Consider the following 16,618-nt stretch of genomic DNA (forward strand, 5'->3'; position numbering starts at 1 on the left):
GGCGGTGAAAACTACAATAAACTGCTTATGGGGAACCCACTTACGTTAACTCTCGCCTTCATTGTCGTCAAGCCATGGTTTCAATCCGACACAGAATGCGTGAAACTGATCGTCTGTAATGTTCGCGTAACCTTTCGTTGATGACTCAGAACGCAGCCATCTGTCGGCCTGGCTGGTCGATGTTTTTAAACCGCCTAGGGTGACAATCCCAGCCAGCTCCTTGCGGTTAAGGTTCAATGCAGATGCCAGCAATCCCAGGTTAACTGTCCGCCTCCTCTCCTCTGCGTCAGTTGCTGCTGCCCCCCCGATCGGCATGAGCCCAGCTTCAAGCGCGGCGCAGGCCAGCGCGGTCTGCCTATCCATTGACACGGGCTTTCCTGTGTTCCGGTTTTTACCGGACAGGTACCCGTAATACGTGGCAAGGCTGACACCCAGTTGTTCAGCTGCTGCTTTCGGCGTCAGGCCCATACGTTCCTGCCACGCCTGTAGCTCTTCCGGTGTCATTTGATGACCCTTAGCGTTGCCGGTAACAGCTCATCGTCTCCGACATTAACTGGGATCGGCGGCAACCATTTCAGTGAAAATTTACGCTCACTATTCGGAATATCCGTACCATCTTCACGTTTCCGCGGTCCAGCCCGAAAACCATGCCAGTGAGCCCGCCGCATATGAGCACGCGGACTGGCATGTGTGCCGCTATCCTGATTGTCAGACAACTGGTGTGATTGTCTCAATGCGGCACCTAGCCGCACACCAACATCCCATTCCACTGGCCCCTCAGCAGGGAACAGGCGCCAGCCGCGCTTTGTTTTTTTCGGCCGCGGCATACTTGGCACATCATCTTTCCCACGCCGGCTGTATTCTGCTGATTCAGAGCAGATGTACAGCAGTAGAGATAGTGCTGGCAGCAAAACAACCTCATTCGCCTTGTATTTCTGTTTCGTCATGTATTCTGCGTTAACATGTGCTTGCGTCATTCGCTCTGCCTGGACCCGTGCTTCTTCCAACGCCCGATCCATTGCTTCAGTAATTGTCCAATTTCCCAGGTGTAAAATCAGCGGGTATAACGCATTGTCGCTGTCAACGAGCAGACGTAGCTCATCGCGACCGTCGTTAACATCGTGCTCCAGATGAACCCAAAAACCATGCACGCCATCAGCCACATCGGGCATTTCAATGTACATACACCACTCGGGTAAACGGTATAGGACCTCACTCGGCAGTGGTGTTTCACTCCCCAGCGGGGTATCTATCAGCTGAGTGAGTAATGTCTCATCGAAACGGTATATCCCCTGCGTTAACCTCCATGCACCCAACGCACCCAGACGAGACACATCAGCACTATCGCGCAACGACGTTAACAGCCCGCCACCTGCCCGCTGCTGCGATACAACCGCATACCACCCTCCTAAGGGCAGGTAGCACCATTCTGGCCATGACATCCCCACGCCGTTCATTTCACGTAATTTGTCGCCAGTCTTCCAGCAATCGGGATAATCACGCCCAGCATCAAGCAAAGCTTCGCGAGCCCTGTGAGATTTCTTGTCAAACTGAACCATGCTGGATCTCCGGGAGCGGTTCGAGAAATGGCAGCGTCTGCGCTGTGCGATAGAATCCTGGCCACTCAGCCAGTTTTCCTGACCGCCCCCACACTGAAACTGTGATACTGACATTCTCATCACGGATAAGATTGTCGTACTGCTCACGCACGATATGAATGGCATACGGTGCATCGCTATTATCGTCAAACATAATCTCAAGAGCATCCTTGCGGCCTTGCAATGTCCCGCGAGTGACGCCGACCTGCGTTCCTGTTTTCATCTCGATGAGCATGTCGAGCGCTGAGTCTGGGAGCAAAAGGCGTAATGCACAGGCATTCCAGCTTGCATACAAAAAACCTGCAGCTGCATGCTGGCTATCAAAATACGTGGTGTGCTCAATTGACTGCCCGTTATTTGCAATCGAGATCATACGCTTTGCCCTATGAGAAGTTTTGTAATGCTGTGAGTTAATGCCAGCGGACTGGTGTTTGATATATCGTTCGCAGAATGTCGGCCGCAACCGACTTCTGCCAGACGGCGCATAAATCTCACGGCAGAAATACTGATATCAGGACCAATGTAGAGCGTATCGATACGACCAGGCAGCGCATGTGCGGCCGCAATAGCCAGATCCTCGTCATCTGGTTGGCCATCACTGATGATCAACGTCGCACGCGGGTTAAATTTAGCCGCACAATCAATCGCCAGATGCATTGCCGTTCCTCCCCGCTGCGGGTGCGGTGGGATAGTCTCGACGCTGTCGTCTGGTTCCCCCGCAAACGCAATGATCCGGATAGGGTCCGTATGCTGCCGCAATAACGCATCGACGGATTCTCGCAATAAATCAATGCGTCGACGTCGTCCCCAGGCCAGTTCGTCCATTGAAGGCGAAACATCTGCCAGGATGATGAGCGGGCCGTCGGCCCTATTTAGACGTTGAGCATAACGATCGACAGCCCCTGTATGAACAGGCAGCTGCGTGGCCGATTTTTTTATCAGTGCCTGCAGCGGATTAACGGGTAAATTTTTCATTCCAGAACCTCAAGATGGCCAGGTGTAGTTACTACCGGCAATAAACGTGTCAAGCGGGAAACCGGCTGCTATACCGGCACAAAACGCGGCCAGTTCGGTTTTGCTCTTAACGAGCGCTTGAACTGTATGAATTTCTTCAGTGTCGACGTAGTAGTCGACAATATGCATCGTCGTGTAGCGCCCGCTATTGGGATTAATCATCACTCTGAGGCCGCGGTTTGTTTTACAGTAAACAATCCCGATATCGTGCGGTGGGCGGCGAGTTAATTCCGCGGCCTGGCGCAGTAGCGCCATTGCGCGGTGTTTTCGCTGTTCTGCACTATCGCGTGTACGCTTCGCCGCCGCCTTCGCAGACTTTTCACGCTCGGCAGCCGCTCTGGCCTCTTCCTCGTACCGCAATTGGGCCTTCGTTTCTTTTGCTATACGTTCGCGTTCGCGTGCGCGCTGTGCCCGTATTTCCATTTCAGACGCGTTTTTAGCGATTCTCGCCTTTTCTGCCTCTGATAGCATCATGTCCTGCATGGCTTGCTGAGCAGCTGGGTTTCGGCGCATGGCTTCTTCACAGCATGCCCGCGCCAATTCGATTAGCTGATCATCGGTTAGGTCCGAAAAATCAAGGCTCACCGTCCGATCCTCATTAGTTCGCTGTCAGCTCGGACTCTGATATACCGAGCGCGGTCGCATACACAGCCCGCGACGTACCGTATTTCGCTAACAGCGCATTCGTGACAACCGCACGCTGCTTATCTGTAACGCGCACATACTGATTTTTCGGTTTTTGCATGCTATTAACAACGATACTCGTGACTACGTCGTTGTTTAGAGTAATAGCCAACGTCTGCAGCTCCGGCACGTTCCACTCACCAAATTTCTTTTCTAGGCCAAATGACACCGCACGACGATTAGCCTGATCGGGCATAAATTCAGCATCAAACTGCTCGATAATGCCTACAACGAAATCAGTACGTGTTTTCATTTATCCGTCCTCGCGTATTCAGCAAATGCGGTTGGCGCCAGCGTATTCATTCGTTTCTCAAATTGAACGGTAATATGGCGTTCTAACGTATAAAAACGGTAATCGTCTATCCAGATACGTGCATCAGCACACTGCTGAATTTCATGAGCAATTAATGAAATACCGTCAAGGATTTCTTCCCGTCCCTCCTCCGACAAATTACGCAGGAATCGTTCACGCGAAAAATTTTTCTGAACAGTCAGCAGGGCCTCATCCATTTTGGAGAGTACATCGAGACGAATAGACTGAGCCCATTGCACCTGTTTTTCGGTGCCGCTCAATTCGGGGAGGTGTTGGTTACGAGAATCGACCGACGCAGCAGCCACTTTCGCGGCATACTCTGCGGCACGCTCGGCTTTGCGACATTCGTCGCACTTATAGCCCTGAGATTCGAGCCATTTAGCGTAGCGCGCTGACGCGCTATTATTGCCGCGGGTAACTTTAAAATCATTTTTACATCCGGCACAGCAGTAGTATGCAGAACCCATTTACATCTCCTTAATTTGAGATTTTGCCGATTACGCACCATCGGTTGGTGGAAATAAAAAGTTATTTACTACATCATTAATGTATTCTCATTATGAGAATAAAACAATGCCTTTCTTAATTTATTTAAACAGAAGGGGAATTCATTAATCTATAATAACCAACCGGATTATCTGTTAATATCGACGCTTCAAGCGCTGCAAGCCATTCACTGTTTTTCAACTCATCAAGCTGAAGGGTCAGGTAACCCCATATTACGCAACTAGACCCAAATCTTTGGCCAAGATTTATTTTCCCGCTGCTTCTACAGTGTTCAACTGAAAGCCCGGGAACACCAACAACCTTACCGTTGATTTCAAAACAATTTTTCTTTGCAATTGCATCAGCGATAATGACAGCAACATAGTTGGGATGCGCATTTCCTGGCAAAGACACATCAACAAAACCACTTGTCTCGCAAATTTTTGTTAGCACATCTTCCCGTCGACGACTCACAACGACTGATTCAACAATTGCGCTATAAATCACATGCGCCTGAATGGCCATCTTATTTCTCCAATATTATGTCGGACCACACCCTGTTTTCTTGTACGCCCCCGCCGGCAGTTGCCATTGTTCAGATGACGTCAGAACAGGAAGAAAATACTCACGACGAACGGCTTGTAACAGCGCCTCACCGTCCTCAATATCGAGTGGTTTAACTTTTACGGATAACTCTCGGACGGGAATACGTTTACGACTACGATTAATCGTCGTACCAAACCGCTCTTCATAACCCATGATGTCATCGATACTGCCAGGGAAATAATGACGCAGCGTTGCCCACAGCACTGCATCTATGAATATGCATTTCATGCACGATGATCGTCCCCACCCCAGTCGGTATGGCACCGGTGCAAGAACGCCGTACCGCTGCAACGTCTCCCAGACACGTTCTTCTGGCCAGTCAAGCACAGGGCGCCATGCATCTACCAAACGCGACTTTCTTCCGGAACGGCGATCGCATGCATGCGGTTCTAACTGGTTGTATCTGCCGCGGTTCGTACTTTCCGCACGACGTTCGCCCGTAATAAAGAGCACACGCTGGCCATCGAAACGGCTCTGGTTGTTAAGTGCGCGCCTGCCGACATCAATTTTCAGCGCAGAGCTACACCAACGTGTTTGCAAATTGGACGATAGCTGAGGAAACTTTAAACGTGTCCCTGGCTTCGCTCTCATCGTGTCGCGTGGCAATACCAGTAGCCCTTCAGGGGTCTGGACATGATGCGGCCGACTGTATCCGTTATCCTTCAGCATCTCCCCTTCAAATCCCCCTTCCAGCCAGGAAAAATAAAGAGGTACCCCGAATGTATGCGCCAGCTTTATGTTGTAGTCGGCCATAAACGGCCAGTCCATCAGCGTTGAACCTTCTCTGCCGTCAACATCATGATGCCAGAGCTCAACGCGTGACAGATTAACGCCCTGGTCAATCAGGTGCAGCAGACAGGCTATCGAATCTTTCCCCCCGGACATGCAGATGATAATACTATCGTAGCTATCCAGGTCGATGACCGGCGCAGAAAAGTACACTTTAGGTGCAGGGATCGTGTCACTGGATACCAACTGTTTACGCAGACCTGGGATAATTTTATTGTCATCATAGCCATGCATCACGCGTTCTCCAGCTCAACGAGATAGTCTTCTGCCCGGACAGCTGTCAGGATGTGTGGCATATCCGCAAACAAGCAGCACAGCTCATCTAATGCCGTGATAATTGGTTTTCCCAGTTCGCTGTCTTCTTCGTCAATGCTGGATATTGGGAGCTGGAATTCCTTATCAGACAGCCCTGCATGTCGATACAGTGTCCGGCGTTCACTGACACGCAAGCAGGTTAAGAACGTCATCAGTCTGCTGCTCGCTCTCCTGTTTTTTGGAAATGCCCCGCGCAGCTCGTCAAGAGCCTGCACGATTTGCTCACGCTCCGCCATGGACATACCATCGAATGTCAGAGTGGTATGATGCCTTTTAAGCCCTGCATGAAAACAGACCGTGACTCGATAGCGCGGGAGCAGCTGGTCGTAATAATCCCTGGTTTCGCTGTAACGATTATCTGCGAAATGCTTGCCGATCACATTTCGCAGACCAGCTGGCAAGTTGCTGATGGTATTTGCAGTAAAAGCAGTCATCTCAGAAACCCTCCGCGATGGATGTATCACTGGGCAGACGTTTTTGTATCCATCTGTCCCAGCGGGCTTGATTAACAAATCGTCCTAACACAGCCATGCTTTGAACGACATCCCATTGCGCCGGCGTACAGATACGCTGATCGAAGACAGCCCGACTGATGCTTGCAGCAATGGCTTCCAGGGATCGAATTTCCGGCGTGTCCCAGTCCTCACTATCAAACATCCCCAGACGCTTCCGGGCTGCAAGCACAACTATCTGACTTTCAATGTCAATGAGGTCCATCAGGCGATACGTTTTCTCACCGTACCGCTCTACGCCTTCAAGATAGATTGAATATTCATCAAGATACGCATCTGCATCATCACGGAAGGTGAAACGCCCCAGGACGATTTTTTTCTCGTCAACGAGCCGATACACAATGAATGCGTCAGCAAAAGAATCGCAGGATGCGCGAACTGCAGTCATCAGGATCTCGCCTGTCGTTTCACCTTCAGCCGGAACCACGCACAGTGCCTCTACAAATAAGGTATTCAGCGCTCGTTGCCATGCTGGCGCCACAGTGGCGACGTTGATGCTCTGTTTATCCATCTCGTTACTTCCTCCGCTAATAAGCTACCGATTTGGCTCCAGTGGGAACTGTCTTTTCACAACCACGGACACCGAGGGAAACGAACTTAACCAACTGTATTAATTATAGATTAACAAACCCAAAAAGTATACTTTTAGTATCATCAAATAATACCAAAATTGATATTTATGACCCTCTCTGGATTCTAAGGGACGTGAGCTGCGCGTAACGTTCCCAACAAATGCGCGTAGCGCATGGAAGGCGGAAATGCTGCTAAACATGACACTCTGGGTTATCCCGCCGGAAACCCAGCGCAGCTGGTTACACACTGATATACCGCCCCGCGCCGCCCCTTGCCCTGCCAAGCCCAGCAGACCTTCAGGCTACACATAGCCCACATTGGCTCGACGAAGTCGTCCGGTTGAGCGGATCTGGTGGCGCTTGCGACGACAGGGGCGTGATTTACCGGATGCCGTGACGGCCAGAGGCCGACACGCGCAAGCCATCAACCGCGCACAAGCAGCGGTATTAATTCGAGACTATGGGAGTTGTACGTCGTGACTTGCAGGTTGAGCACATCTTGAATGCGATGATCTCTGCAAGGTCGAAATCGCCGTTTTGAATACAGGCATTTATTCTTTCGACATCCAGATCGCGACCGTGATAGTCAGGTGCCAAATTGATAGCGTTTTGTATGTAGCCCTGCAAATCTTCGGAGAGTCCGTCTGACAAACATGCTGTTCGTCTTATTATGTCGATCGCTCCGAGGCTGACTTGTTCATAGTAGCCATTCTCAATTCCGCGAAGCATTCCGCGCATTAGCTTGAACTTATTTGGAAAATCAATGTTACACGCCAGCGCCGAACGCATCTCTGCATAAACATCAGCAGGCATATTCTGAATACGTTCACGATGTTCGTCAGAAGAAGCGAGCAATTCCACTGACTCCGATACCGTTATGCGGTGAAATATCTTACGAACAGGCGGTTTTATAGATTTCACATATACGGTCAAATTTTCATCTTTATTCGACACAGGCGGTTTGACCCACTGAATGCTGAGAACTTCAACAACTTCTTGATTCAATGCAGCAACCCGCTCGATTTCTTGATTTATATCGGCTCCATCACTCAGTGGATACCACTGTTCAGATAGAGTTGCATGGCCATAGAATTGGAATGTGTTACCGCTTTCGGACTCAACCACTATTACCGAACACAACTGGCGAGCCTGCTCAACAATTTGCAGCGGATTAAAGCGCTCAGCTCCCACAAATTTTAACGCGATAACGGATTTAATCGCTGCCAATGCTCCCGATAACCATGACTTAACCCGATCCATTCGAGTGAATGGGTCACCATAGTGGAGATTAGCCTGTTCATCGCAACAGACTGAATATGCAGCCCGATCCAGCACATGCATTAGCATTGCTTTTAGCCCACATCTTTCGGAGGGCTCTTGAGTGGCGGTTTTGACGTTCTGTGTGTTCATCCTACTTTTCTCCCCATCTGGTTGATTTTCCATCTCTCGTCAGGACTTTCGCGGCAAAGGGCCGAGTAGCGACAGCCAGACAAAAAATCCAGGGCGCGTAGCGGCTTTGCATTACCTGGATTTTTTTGGCGGGATGGTGCTACGAATAGCCCTCCGCGCAAGGACTGGCGGGAATGGAAACCAGATGCACAGGATGAACACACCCGACACGACGGAACGGCGTGGCGTCCTTAGCGGTCGCCTGGCTTTATAGGCGGTCAGTGAGAGCGGCGCTGGCGTACGCCAGCTGCAAGCGGAGGATGTTGACGTTCGCCATCGGGTATTAGCCGGCAGGCCCGAAACCCGCTTGCGGGGTTCGGCGGAGATTAGCCGGTGCGCAGCAGCGGGTTAGCGGAGTTGGCAGACGACCCGCACCGCGGGGAGCCGAAGGGGGCCAGGATTGTTGTCATGGGCCTTTATCATGCATCGCTCAGCACCATGCAGAATAGCCAGCAAGGAAGAAACAGTAGAGGTGACGGTATGAAAAACAGGCCGTATCGTTATCGACCGTTGAGGCGTCTGATAAGCTGAACTGGCACGGCCGGCGCCGCAGGCGCTGCTCGTGCTTGCGCAGCAGAAGGTGTTTGCGGCGCTGAAACTCGCCCCTATGTAGACAAGACCACGCTTTTTCGTTGTAACGTTAAGGCTGGCATCTCACGCAACCCTGCCAGCCTTAAGCGATAGTTCTTACGCCGCAGGCAACGCCTGTGGGTAATGACGGCTCAACACATCATTCATCATGTCTACCAGCTCCGGCCGGAGAAAGGTGACATGGCCAGATCCCTTTTTGAAATAGCGAACAGTGAAATACTCGCATTCAAAGCGCTCACCGTCGAAACCGTGCTTATTCACGTAGTCACTGAATCCGACGCCGGCACCGTCGCGAAAATCTGGCACCGGCTTTTTGTCGAGCAGGCAAAATGCCTTTTGCAGATCATCAATACGTGCCTGGGCATGTGAACGAACCGAGGCCCCCCAACGATTGACGTCCAGTAACGAGTTCATAATAATTTTTTTGCCAAACATACGCGGATTATTGGTTTTATAATCCCATGATAGCTTTTTAAACAGTGACAGAATGCCTTTTTCAACCATCAGAGAGGATTCGGCGTGGAGCTGTTTGAATGAGGCCATTACGTTGTCCAGCGTTGCTTCCGGCATTGCGTCGCTATACAGCGATGCGTGCCATTCACTGAGCTGATCGCTGTTCATCAAGGTTAGCATTCCCGTGTCATGCATTAATTTGTGCCAGAGTTTACGATCCACTTCTCGCTTCACATTCTTCTTCCATATCTCTGGCCGATCGCAATACTGCACACTTTTTTCAACCACGCTTGCAAATGACATCGCACCGCGATACTCACAGCCCGCTGCATTGAATTCCGTCAGCGCTTCAACTAATGCCGCCATTGCGGTTTCTACCGCTCCTAACCCTGCCTGACGATGCACCAGAATTTTATCGATGGCCACTGACGGGATCAGCCCCTGTCCTGCCTGCGTATCGATGCCGATGTCAGATACGATGTCGTGAAATGATGTTTCTGTAGGCTTCGCCGTCGCGCCGTTGATGTGTTGTTGCAACATGTTGTAATTCCCCCTGTTGGATTAAATAGATGTCTCTGTGAGTATTCGCGTCGCAAACGGGGGAACAGCACGGCGGTGAGCGCTGACAAGGGCGCGTAGCGGCGTAGCCTCCCTTGACAGCATAGAGAGACGACGTGGTGGGATACCTGCGACGTGAATCCCACGGGACATCAACCAACAAGGGAACGATGCGCAACCAGGCACGGCGCAGCGGGAGCAAACGGCGTGCCGCCTTAGCGACCGCCAGGCTTTATCGGCGGTCAGTGAGAGCGGCGCTGGCGAATGCCAGCTGCAAGCGGAAGGTGTTGCGTCAGGATGGAAACCCGCTGCCCCGAAGGGGCCGGGCAGAGACAGCTTACTGGCTCAGTGCGCAGCATGACAGCCGACTGGACGCCCAAGTCACTAACACGCTTCAGCTAATGGAGACATAGACAAGGAAAAGAAGAAGCCAGATACATAAGACAAATAAAATTAACACGTTATAACAATGGCAGCGTAAGCCACTTTACTGGCTCAGGAGCTGGACGCGTACGGCCGGCGCCGCAGGCGCCGCGCGTACACGCGTAGCGAAAGATGTTGACGGCGCCGACACGGACGCATGACCTCCCGATAACGGTATCCTGCCCCGCTAAACGGGGCTTACTCGCTTAGCGCGAGAACACGAACCCATTGCACCATGTCAGCCCATTCAGGAACAGATCGCGGCCGAATGACTCATAGTCAAAATAACTCTTCAGGGATTCCGGCATACTATCCAGCAGGCCATTGTCCTGAACGTATTCATAGGCGTAATCCTCTTCGCTGTCCGCCTCCCCTATGTAGGCCTCCTCAAACTCAGCATAGTCCGTCCGGCCGGAGTGATCAGCCCACTCGACATACGCCGCCTGTTGCTGATTCTTGCTGGCCTCGTTGTATCCGTCGATAAAATCCCAGTCGATCGACGACTCCGAGCCAAATCTCTCGGGGATCCCCTCAAAGTCCTGAAACATGAATTCAGGATCGGACTCATCAGCATGCAGCAGCCTACACGCCGCATAGAAGTCATCTTCATCGATGAAAGCATCCAGATCCAGCCACTGTCCGGCAACGCTGCCGCAGTTGTATTTGTGATAGGTGCCAACATAAACGGACGGTGATGTAAAATTGTTCATAGTATCCTCACGGTGTCATAGAAATCGAAACCGGCTTACGCCGTGCCGACACGACAGACGAGCGAATAGCGGCGAAATCAATGGCAGCGGTGAGGCCGCAGCGCAGCGGGGGCGTGACGGGATTTGCACGGTGAGACCGAGAATTCTTTGAGCGGGCGAACGACGGGAAAATAACGGCACGAACACGCGAGAACGGGCGAGACGCTGGCTCTGCATTACATTGATTTCGCCGCCGCTCGGCTACCGTTCCGGCACGGCGTTAGCCGTCACAACACCGGGCTATCAGAGTGGTTTTACCCCTCCCGTTTCTGTTCGCAGAACGGTAACGGCATAAAAGCGAAGGGAACGGCACGTCAGCGGGGAAGCCAGGTGAGAGGCATCCTTATCACGCGCTGGTTGGTAAGGTAAGGTTGCATGCCAGTGACCGACTTCCTTATCCCTGGCAGCCAACTCCCTCCAGCGGGTTCAGAGGATCGTTGCTGGCGCATCGCAGTAGCGCTCTTGGCATTATTCTTATCGGGTTTTTGTTGCGGCTGCTGAGGCAAGGTCGCCCTGCCCCAGCAAAGTTGGATTTAACGGATTTCTTTCAGCAGGTCAGGATGGAGATCTAAAATTTTCAACAATTTCACCGTTGACGGATGAGGTTGTGCCTTACCCGTTTCATAACGGCTAAATGCATTCGCACCGCCGCCAAAAATCTGGCCAGCTTCACGCTGAGATAATGACAGACGTTGCCGAATATTAGCGATGTACGCGGGTTCAACCGTGTCATTGATAATTGAGTTTCTGAACTCAGTCATTTTTCCCCGATACTCCGCTTCTTCTTCTTTGTTTAGCACCGCCTCACCACATGCAGGGCAATACAGTCCTGTCACGCTGCGCAGCATGGTTTTTTTACCCCGCCACGAATACGGGACGTCTTTCGTGTCATGCACCAGTTCGGCACCGCCACACTCAGGACATTTCATATTATTTCTCCTTAAATGAGACGATCAACACGTCATCGATAACGGTAACTTTAACATACAGCTTCACCCCGTCCACAGTTGGCAGGTACACATCCTGCCAGACGGTATGATCGTTATATGTCGTCATACTTTTGTAAAAATCCTTGATTGTCAGACCAGCTATCACCGCGTGCATACCTTCACGGTCAATCCCCAAATCAGCGGCAGCTGTTACCGCTGATTTGGTTGCGATGACCTTTCCCGCAGCAACCATCGCCTGCACAATATGCAGGCGTGTATGGGGCGTTTGCTTTTCCATCTACCTAGCCCTGCGCTTTAGCAGCGCGACGAGCTACGAATTTCTTCACGTCAGCGATCACATCAATCGCAATGTGATAAATAATAACAAATAGCCCTGCGATCATTACCAGCATAACCAGCAGATAGACCACGCCTCCGAACGGATCGGTAGAAAAAACCTCAGCCGCAGTGTTAGCGATATGGTTAAAAACAAATAAAACGCCCATAAAAACACCGTCAAAAATATCCATACATCCTCGCTGTTATACTGTATATCCTACAACCAATACTAACCTATTAGGTTAGTATTTACAAGAAATATAACCTAATAGGTTAGTGATATCTATTATTAAGCCTGCTCCGCTTTTGCCTTATCAGATCGCGCAATGATCCCGTTTGCCAACGCTTCAGCCAGACCGAAATCCTGACCGATCATCGAGGCATTCATCTCCCTGAGTTGCTCATCACGACGTGGGAATTCGACTGTCTCGTGATTCGCTTTATCTATCAGTTGCTTTAAAAGCCGGTTCGCGCCCGATCTCAAGTTTTCCTGCGACGTGATGATCACACCGGCCTGTACTTTCGCGAGAGAGAAATCCCCGTTCAACAGCGCTTTTTCGAGTACTCTCATGTGTGTCTCACGGTCAGGATAAAAACAATACTCAGTCTGAACCCGTTCAATCAGTGTGTTCAGGTGCTGCGGCCTGCCTTCTGTCAGATTGTCCTGAAACTCGATAATCTCCGCCGCCTGGACACGCAGCAGGGAATGATCGCCGTTTTTTACCGACTTAAACATGCGCTCAATTTTTTTCGCTTTCTCTGGGAAATCAATCGGACACTCCAGAACCTGACGGATCATTGACTGCAACGCCTCCGGCAACCCCAGCAGCAACAGCGTGTCATCTGCTGATGCAGCACCCCACGTTCCGTGAGGTGTCACACTCAAGTTGAATTTGGAGCAGCGATTTTCGGGACGTGGGCGCGCTGAATTAACGTTATATGTAACGGTATAATCGGTTGATTTGTCTGTGCTGCGCACAGGATCGAGGCGCGTGACATTAATCACCTGATGATTCATGACCATCACGCGCTCAACTTCCTGATGTAGCTGAGCTTTATCATGCAGTGGAAACCACAGGTTACTCGTGCTGCCACTAAGGAGATCATGACTGCAAAAATGGAAACCTAAACCGCTATCCAGTTCACTGACAATCAGGGTGCAGGTTTCACGCACGGGTTTCTCTGGTGCCATGACATTCATCCAGTAAAACCAGTCATTGGAATTAACGATCATGGCTGATTCAGCCATATTGCTTAGCATATCGTCTGCCAATCCATCCAGACCTCCCGCCCGTTGCAGCTCATGCATACGTTTTGCAATGGTATACACACGCTCATAGGCTGCGTCGTAATCGGGGTTACTGGTTTTCGTCATTAGCCCCAAACGGATTTTGGAGGCCATCGCGGCCAGTTCGCCTTCATAATTGGCCAGTTCTACATGCAGGTCAGTTTTGGTGTTCGTTGCGTTCATTTGTGTATGTCCTTATATCAGGCAGGTTGATTTACATGCAGGCGTTTACGCATAGGAAATGCGATGACGACATGTGAAATTTCAGGGGCATAAGAGGGTGAGGACTTAAACAATTCAGCGTCAGGAAAGGCCGCTATCAGGGCATCAGGCGTTAAGCCGTTACGCAGCTCGCCCTTGAAATAACGATGCGTTTTCTGGCCGTCAACGGCCAATGTGCCGCAGTCGTGATACGAGAACCCCATCGCATTCAACAGGCGCGGGATTTCGCCATGACGCAGTGGTTTGGTTTTCAGCCCACATCTTTCGGAGGGCTCTTGAGTGGCGGTTTTGACGTTCTGTGTGTTCATCCTATTTTTCTCCCCATCTGGTTGATTTTCCATCTCTCGTCAGGTCTTTCGCGGCAAAGGGCAAAGTAGCGACGGCCAGACAAAAAAATCCAGGGCGCGAAGCGGCTCTGCATTACCTGGATTTTTTTTGGCGGGATGGTGCTACGGTCAGCCCTCCGCGGAAGTCCTGGCGGGAATGGAAACCAGATGCACAGGATGAACACACCCGACGCGACGGAACGGCGTGGCGTCCTTAGCGACCGGCAGGTTTATCGCCGGTCAGTGAAAGCGCAGCTGGCGTAGCCAGGTGAAAGCGCTGGGTGTTGCGTCATGGGATGGAAACCCGCTGCCCCGCAGGGGCCGGGCAGAGACAGCTTGCTGGCTCGGTGCGCAGCATGACAGCCCGCCCGGACGCCCATTGTCAGAATCGGCCAACGTTGAAAAGTGAAGGAACAATCAGGAAAACAGCAGACAGGAAAATGATAAAGTAGGTTCACATCACACCCAGCCAGGAACGCCAGAAATGACCGAAACCCCTGCTTTTGTCGTCATCGGTGCAGAACACCCAACGATCGGCTATCTGTACCTGGACTGCATACCAGACAGTGAAGTCGGCTACGCTGATATTTATGAAGTTACAGATAGACTCCGAACTTGTGAGGTGCGAGTAGCAGGCTGGCGAGAACATGCTCCGACATATGACGGTCGCATGTGGGATGAGTGGTGCATCTCAAATCATCTGAGCAGAATTGACTGGAGCGAAAATACCATTCCCGAACTTTGCCGAGAACACCGGCTGCAAACCAGTGAATTACGAGAATGGTGTATGAAAAAGGCCAACTGGATAGACATCCCTGTCGTGGCAGAATTAGACGATGCAATGACACGCTATAGAGCAAAAACGCTGACTGAAGCCTGAGAGAAAGAAAGGCCGCGGCGGCGTAGCCGCAGCAGCCGTCTTGGTTTTAGCTGATGGCCTTAAATAGCATCACAGACAATGGTGGGATGAAAGTAGTTGCGAGTATAAATTCGAATCCAAGATCAATGGACAGATAGCCCCACATTAGATAGTTTTTAACTAAAACTGAAATAAAGGTTACGAGCCCAGGTAACACTATTGATAGCAGGAGTATTTTTCCTTCGTCGTGTCCATTGTGGATTCTGTAAGCCATTATCAAAAGCAAACCAATGCAGGCAAGAACATATGTCAGATATTCTCCCGACTCATTTGGCCATTCTTCTGCAACTATCTTAATTGCCCAATAAGCCATCAAGGAGCCATACACAACAAGCGGAACCAGCATCCACGCAAGCAATGATTTTCCAGTAGAATTAGACATGTACACTCACTTTTTAAACTTTCGAATTGTTAATATCATACGGCATCAGAGAATTACCGTCCTGCCCTGCGTCAATGTAACGAATCCACTCAGCGCACACGCCATCTTCTGTATCGAAAATCATGGTCAGTATCCAACCACTTCCCGCAGGCGGTTCGGGATTCCAGTGCAACGCAGGAAATTCGGCACACCCACCCGAAGTGCAACACTCACAGAACGCATCGTTCATGTAAGTGAATTTCGTCTCCATCCCGCGCGCGCCGTACCACTCTGCATATTGTTCATCCGTACCGCCAATTTCATCGAAAGGCGTCGTTAGACGATCGGGATGACGCCAACAGCCGTCTTTATCACGAACAGGAAGAATAGGAAGAATGCGTTCTGGCTCGGCTGCTGCTTGCGACGTTCTCAGACAATCCGCAACACTTATCAGCTTATTCTCAACGAGAAACGCTGTGGCCTCTTTCGCGGCTTTGCTGTCCGGCTTGGCACGGCGCAGCGAGTAGGACAGACGCTTAATTATCATGACCAGATTGTCGGTCAGCTGGTCATTGCCCCTCACCGACTCGGAGCTGCTGGACAACCGGATCGCATCAGTGCGGCATTCGTTCCACGTTAGCAGAACGTAATCCACAGCATCCCCTTTTGGAAATGTGTTCAACAGCTCGAATGCCGCTTCTCTGTTAAGCTCATTTGGCAGCAGAGGCGGGTTTGCCAGCTGGCTTTCGAGTTCACGAACCCGTTGTTCTAACCGCTCATTCTGAGCAGCCACCAATGCCAACGCATTCTCGCTCTTTCTAAATTGTCGCGTCATATTTTTCACCTATCCAGCGTAATATCTGTTTTTTCGGCTACCTGAATGATTTCATTCAGGGTCGCGAGCATTTTTGTCGATGTGACTTTGCGGTAATGGCTCCCCGCCTGCCCCCAGTCACGTTTGCCTTTTGCGGGCGTAAATAAACGTTCCCAGTACCCGCCGTGCGTGGTTTGTCGATATTTCACCCCATCAATGCTTACGCTGTGATTTACCGTCCCACTCCGTTTGCTGTGTATGCTGACGACGACCGACTGACCAGCATGAATAAAGCTAATTTTGTGCAT

The 16,618-nt window shown here is 50.9% G+C and carries 23 protein-coding genes; 1 reads left to right on the plus strand and 22 read right to left on the minus strand.

Annotated elements, in window-relative coordinates; all coding sequences use genetic code 11:
- Window positions 1-45: 45 nt before the first annotated feature.
- The 19 genes from EO763_RS23015 to EO763_RS23105 form a co-directional block, all read right to left on the minus strand.
- Window positions 46-504, minus strand: a complete 459-nt coding sequence (locus EO763_RS23015; protein WP_161530527.1) for a DUF1456 family protein — start codon at window positions 502-504, stop codon at window positions 46-48.
- Entirely contained in the window at window positions 501-1,559 is a 1,059-nt protein-coding gene (locus EO763_RS23020; protein ID WP_161530528.1) for an AcrVA2 family anti-CRISPR protein, read from the minus strand. Before EO763_RS23020 ends, EO763_RS23015 begins: the two co-directional genes overlap by 4 nt.
- Window positions 1,546-1,971, minus strand: coding sequence for a hypothetical protein (locus EO763_RS23025; RefSeq protein WP_161530529.1), 426 nt, complete (start codon window positions 1,969-1,971; stop codon window positions 1,546-1,548). The genes EO763_RS23020 and EO763_RS23025 overlap by 14 nt, the downstream gene beginning before the upstream one ends.
- A complete protein-coding gene (locus tag EO763_RS23030) occupies window positions 1,968-2,573 on the minus strand; it encodes a vWA domain-containing protein (protein ID WP_161530530.1) in 606 nt (201 codons plus the stop codon). Before EO763_RS23030 ends, EO763_RS23025 begins: the two co-directional genes overlap by 4 nt.
- Before the next feature lie 9 nt (window positions 2,574-2,582).
- Window positions 2,583-3,197, minus strand: coding sequence for a hypothetical protein (locus EO763_RS23035; RefSeq protein ID WP_161530531.1), 615 nt, complete (start codon window positions 3,195-3,197; stop codon window positions 2,583-2,585).
- 13 nt (window positions 3,198-3,210) lie between these two features.
- Window positions 3,211-3,549, minus strand: a complete 339-nt coding sequence (locus EO763_RS23040; protein ID WP_161530532.1) for a hypothetical protein — start codon at window positions 3,547-3,549, stop codon at window positions 3,211-3,213.
- On the minus strand, window positions 3,546-4,076 hold the full coding sequence (locus EO763_RS23045) for a hypothetical protein (RefSeq protein WP_161530533.1): 531 nt from the start codon (window positions 4,074-4,076) through the stop codon (window positions 3,546-3,548). The genes EO763_RS23040 and EO763_RS23045 overlap by 4 nt, the downstream gene beginning before the upstream one ends.
- Before the next feature lie 124 nt (window positions 4,077-4,200).
- Window positions 4,201-4,620, minus strand: a complete 420-nt coding sequence (locus EO763_RS23050; protein WP_161530534.1) for a hypothetical protein — start codon at window positions 4,618-4,620, stop codon at window positions 4,201-4,203.
- A 15-nt stretch (window positions 4,621-4,635) separates the two neighbouring features.
- On the minus strand, window positions 4,636-5,724 hold the full coding sequence (locus EO763_RS23055; protein ID WP_161530572.1) for an adenine nucleotide alpha hydrolase family protein: 1,089 nt from the start codon (window positions 5,722-5,724) through the stop codon (window positions 4,636-4,638).
- Entirely contained in the window at window positions 5,724-6,239 is a 516-nt protein-coding gene (locus EO763_RS23060; protein WP_161530535.1) for a replication protein B, read from the minus strand. The genes EO763_RS23055 and EO763_RS23060 overlap by 1 nt, the downstream gene beginning before the upstream one ends.
- Before the next feature lies 1 nt (window position 6,240).
- Complete coding sequence (locus EO763_RS23065) at window positions 6,241-6,828, minus strand: hypothetical protein (RefSeq protein ID WP_161530536.1); 588 nt, start codon at window positions 6,826-6,828, stop codon at window positions 6,241-6,243.
- A 508-nt stretch (window positions 6,829-7,336) separates the two neighbouring features.
- Entirely contained in the window at window positions 7,337-8,299 is a 963-nt protein-coding gene (locus EO763_RS23070) for a hypothetical protein (RefSeq protein WP_161530537.1), read from the minus strand.
- Window positions 8,300-9,025: 726 nt separating this feature from the next.
- Window positions 9,026-9,922 (minus strand): DUF4942 domain-containing protein, encoded by an 897-nt coding sequence (locus EO763_RS23075; protein ID WP_161530538.1) that lies wholly within the window; start codon window positions 9,920-9,922, stop codon window positions 9,026-9,028.
- A 647-nt stretch (window positions 9,923-10,569) separates the two neighbouring features.
- Window positions 10,570-11,073, minus strand: coding sequence for an antirestriction protein ArdA (locus tag EO763_RS23080; protein ID WP_161530539.1), 504 nt, complete (start codon window positions 11,071-11,073; stop codon window positions 10,570-10,572).
- A 572-nt stretch (window positions 11,074-11,645) separates the two neighbouring features.
- The gene (locus tag EO763_RS23085) at window positions 11,646-12,041 is read right to left on the minus strand and encodes a type II TA system antitoxin MqsA family protein (RefSeq protein ID WP_039311102.1); all 396 of its coding nucleotides are present in this window, start codon (window positions 12,039-12,041) and stop codon (window positions 11,646-11,648) included.
- A 1-nt stretch (window position 12,042) separates the two neighbouring features.
- Window positions 12,043-12,339 carry a type II toxin-antitoxin system MqsR family toxin gene (locus EO763_RS23090; protein WP_161530540.1) on the minus strand — a complete coding sequence of 99 codons (297 nt, stop codon included), beginning with the start codon at window positions 12,337-12,339 and terminating at the stop codon, window positions 12,043-12,045.
- Between the two features lie 4 nt (window positions 12,340-12,343).
- Entirely contained in the window at window positions 12,344-12,571 is a 228-nt protein-coding gene (locus EO763_RS23095; protein WP_161530541.1) for a hypothetical protein, read from the minus strand.
- A gap of 98 nt (window positions 12,572-12,669) precedes the next feature.
- Window positions 12,670-13,851, minus strand: a complete 1,182-nt coding sequence (locus tag EO763_RS23100) for a hypothetical protein (protein WP_161530542.1) — start codon at window positions 13,849-13,851, stop codon at window positions 12,670-12,672.
- Between the two features lie 17 nt (window positions 13,852-13,868).
- Window positions 13,869-14,198, minus strand: coding sequence for a hypothetical protein (locus EO763_RS23105; protein WP_161530543.1), 330 nt, complete (start codon window positions 14,196-14,198; stop codon window positions 13,869-13,871).
- Between the two features lie 502 nt (window positions 14,199-14,700).
- On the opposite strand from EO763_RS23105, the gene EO763_RS23110 reads away from it, so the two are divergent.
- A complete protein-coding gene (locus EO763_RS23110) occupies window positions 14,701-15,096 on the plus strand; it encodes a hypothetical protein (protein WP_161530544.1) in 396 nt (131 codons plus the stop codon).
- A 46-nt stretch (window positions 15,097-15,142) separates the two neighbouring features.
- Here the strand turns inward: EO763_RS23110 and EO763_RS23115 are convergent, their stop codons facing one another.
- From EO763_RS23115 to EO763_RS23125, 3 genes are read right to left on the minus strand one after another with little or no spacing between them, the layout of a single operon-like run.
- Complete coding sequence (locus EO763_RS23115) at window positions 15,143-15,517, minus strand: hypothetical protein (protein ID WP_161530545.1); 375 nt, start codon at window positions 15,515-15,517, stop codon at window positions 15,143-15,145.
- Between the two features lie 13 nt (window positions 15,518-15,530).
- Entirely contained in the window at window positions 15,531-16,331 is an 801-nt protein-coding gene (locus EO763_RS23120) for a hypothetical protein (protein WP_161530546.1), read from the minus strand.
- Between the two features lie 5 nt (window positions 16,332-16,336).
- Window positions 16,337-16,618, minus strand: coding sequence for a hypothetical protein (locus EO763_RS23125; RefSeq protein WP_039311124.1), 282 nt, complete (start codon window positions 16,616-16,618; stop codon window positions 16,337-16,339).

Origin of the sequence: Pectobacterium odoriferum, from assembly GCF_009931295.1 — a bacterium.
Taxonomy (GTDB): Bacteria; Pseudomonadota; Gammaproteobacteria; order Enterobacterales; family Enterobacteriaceae; genus Pectobacterium; species Pectobacterium odoriferum.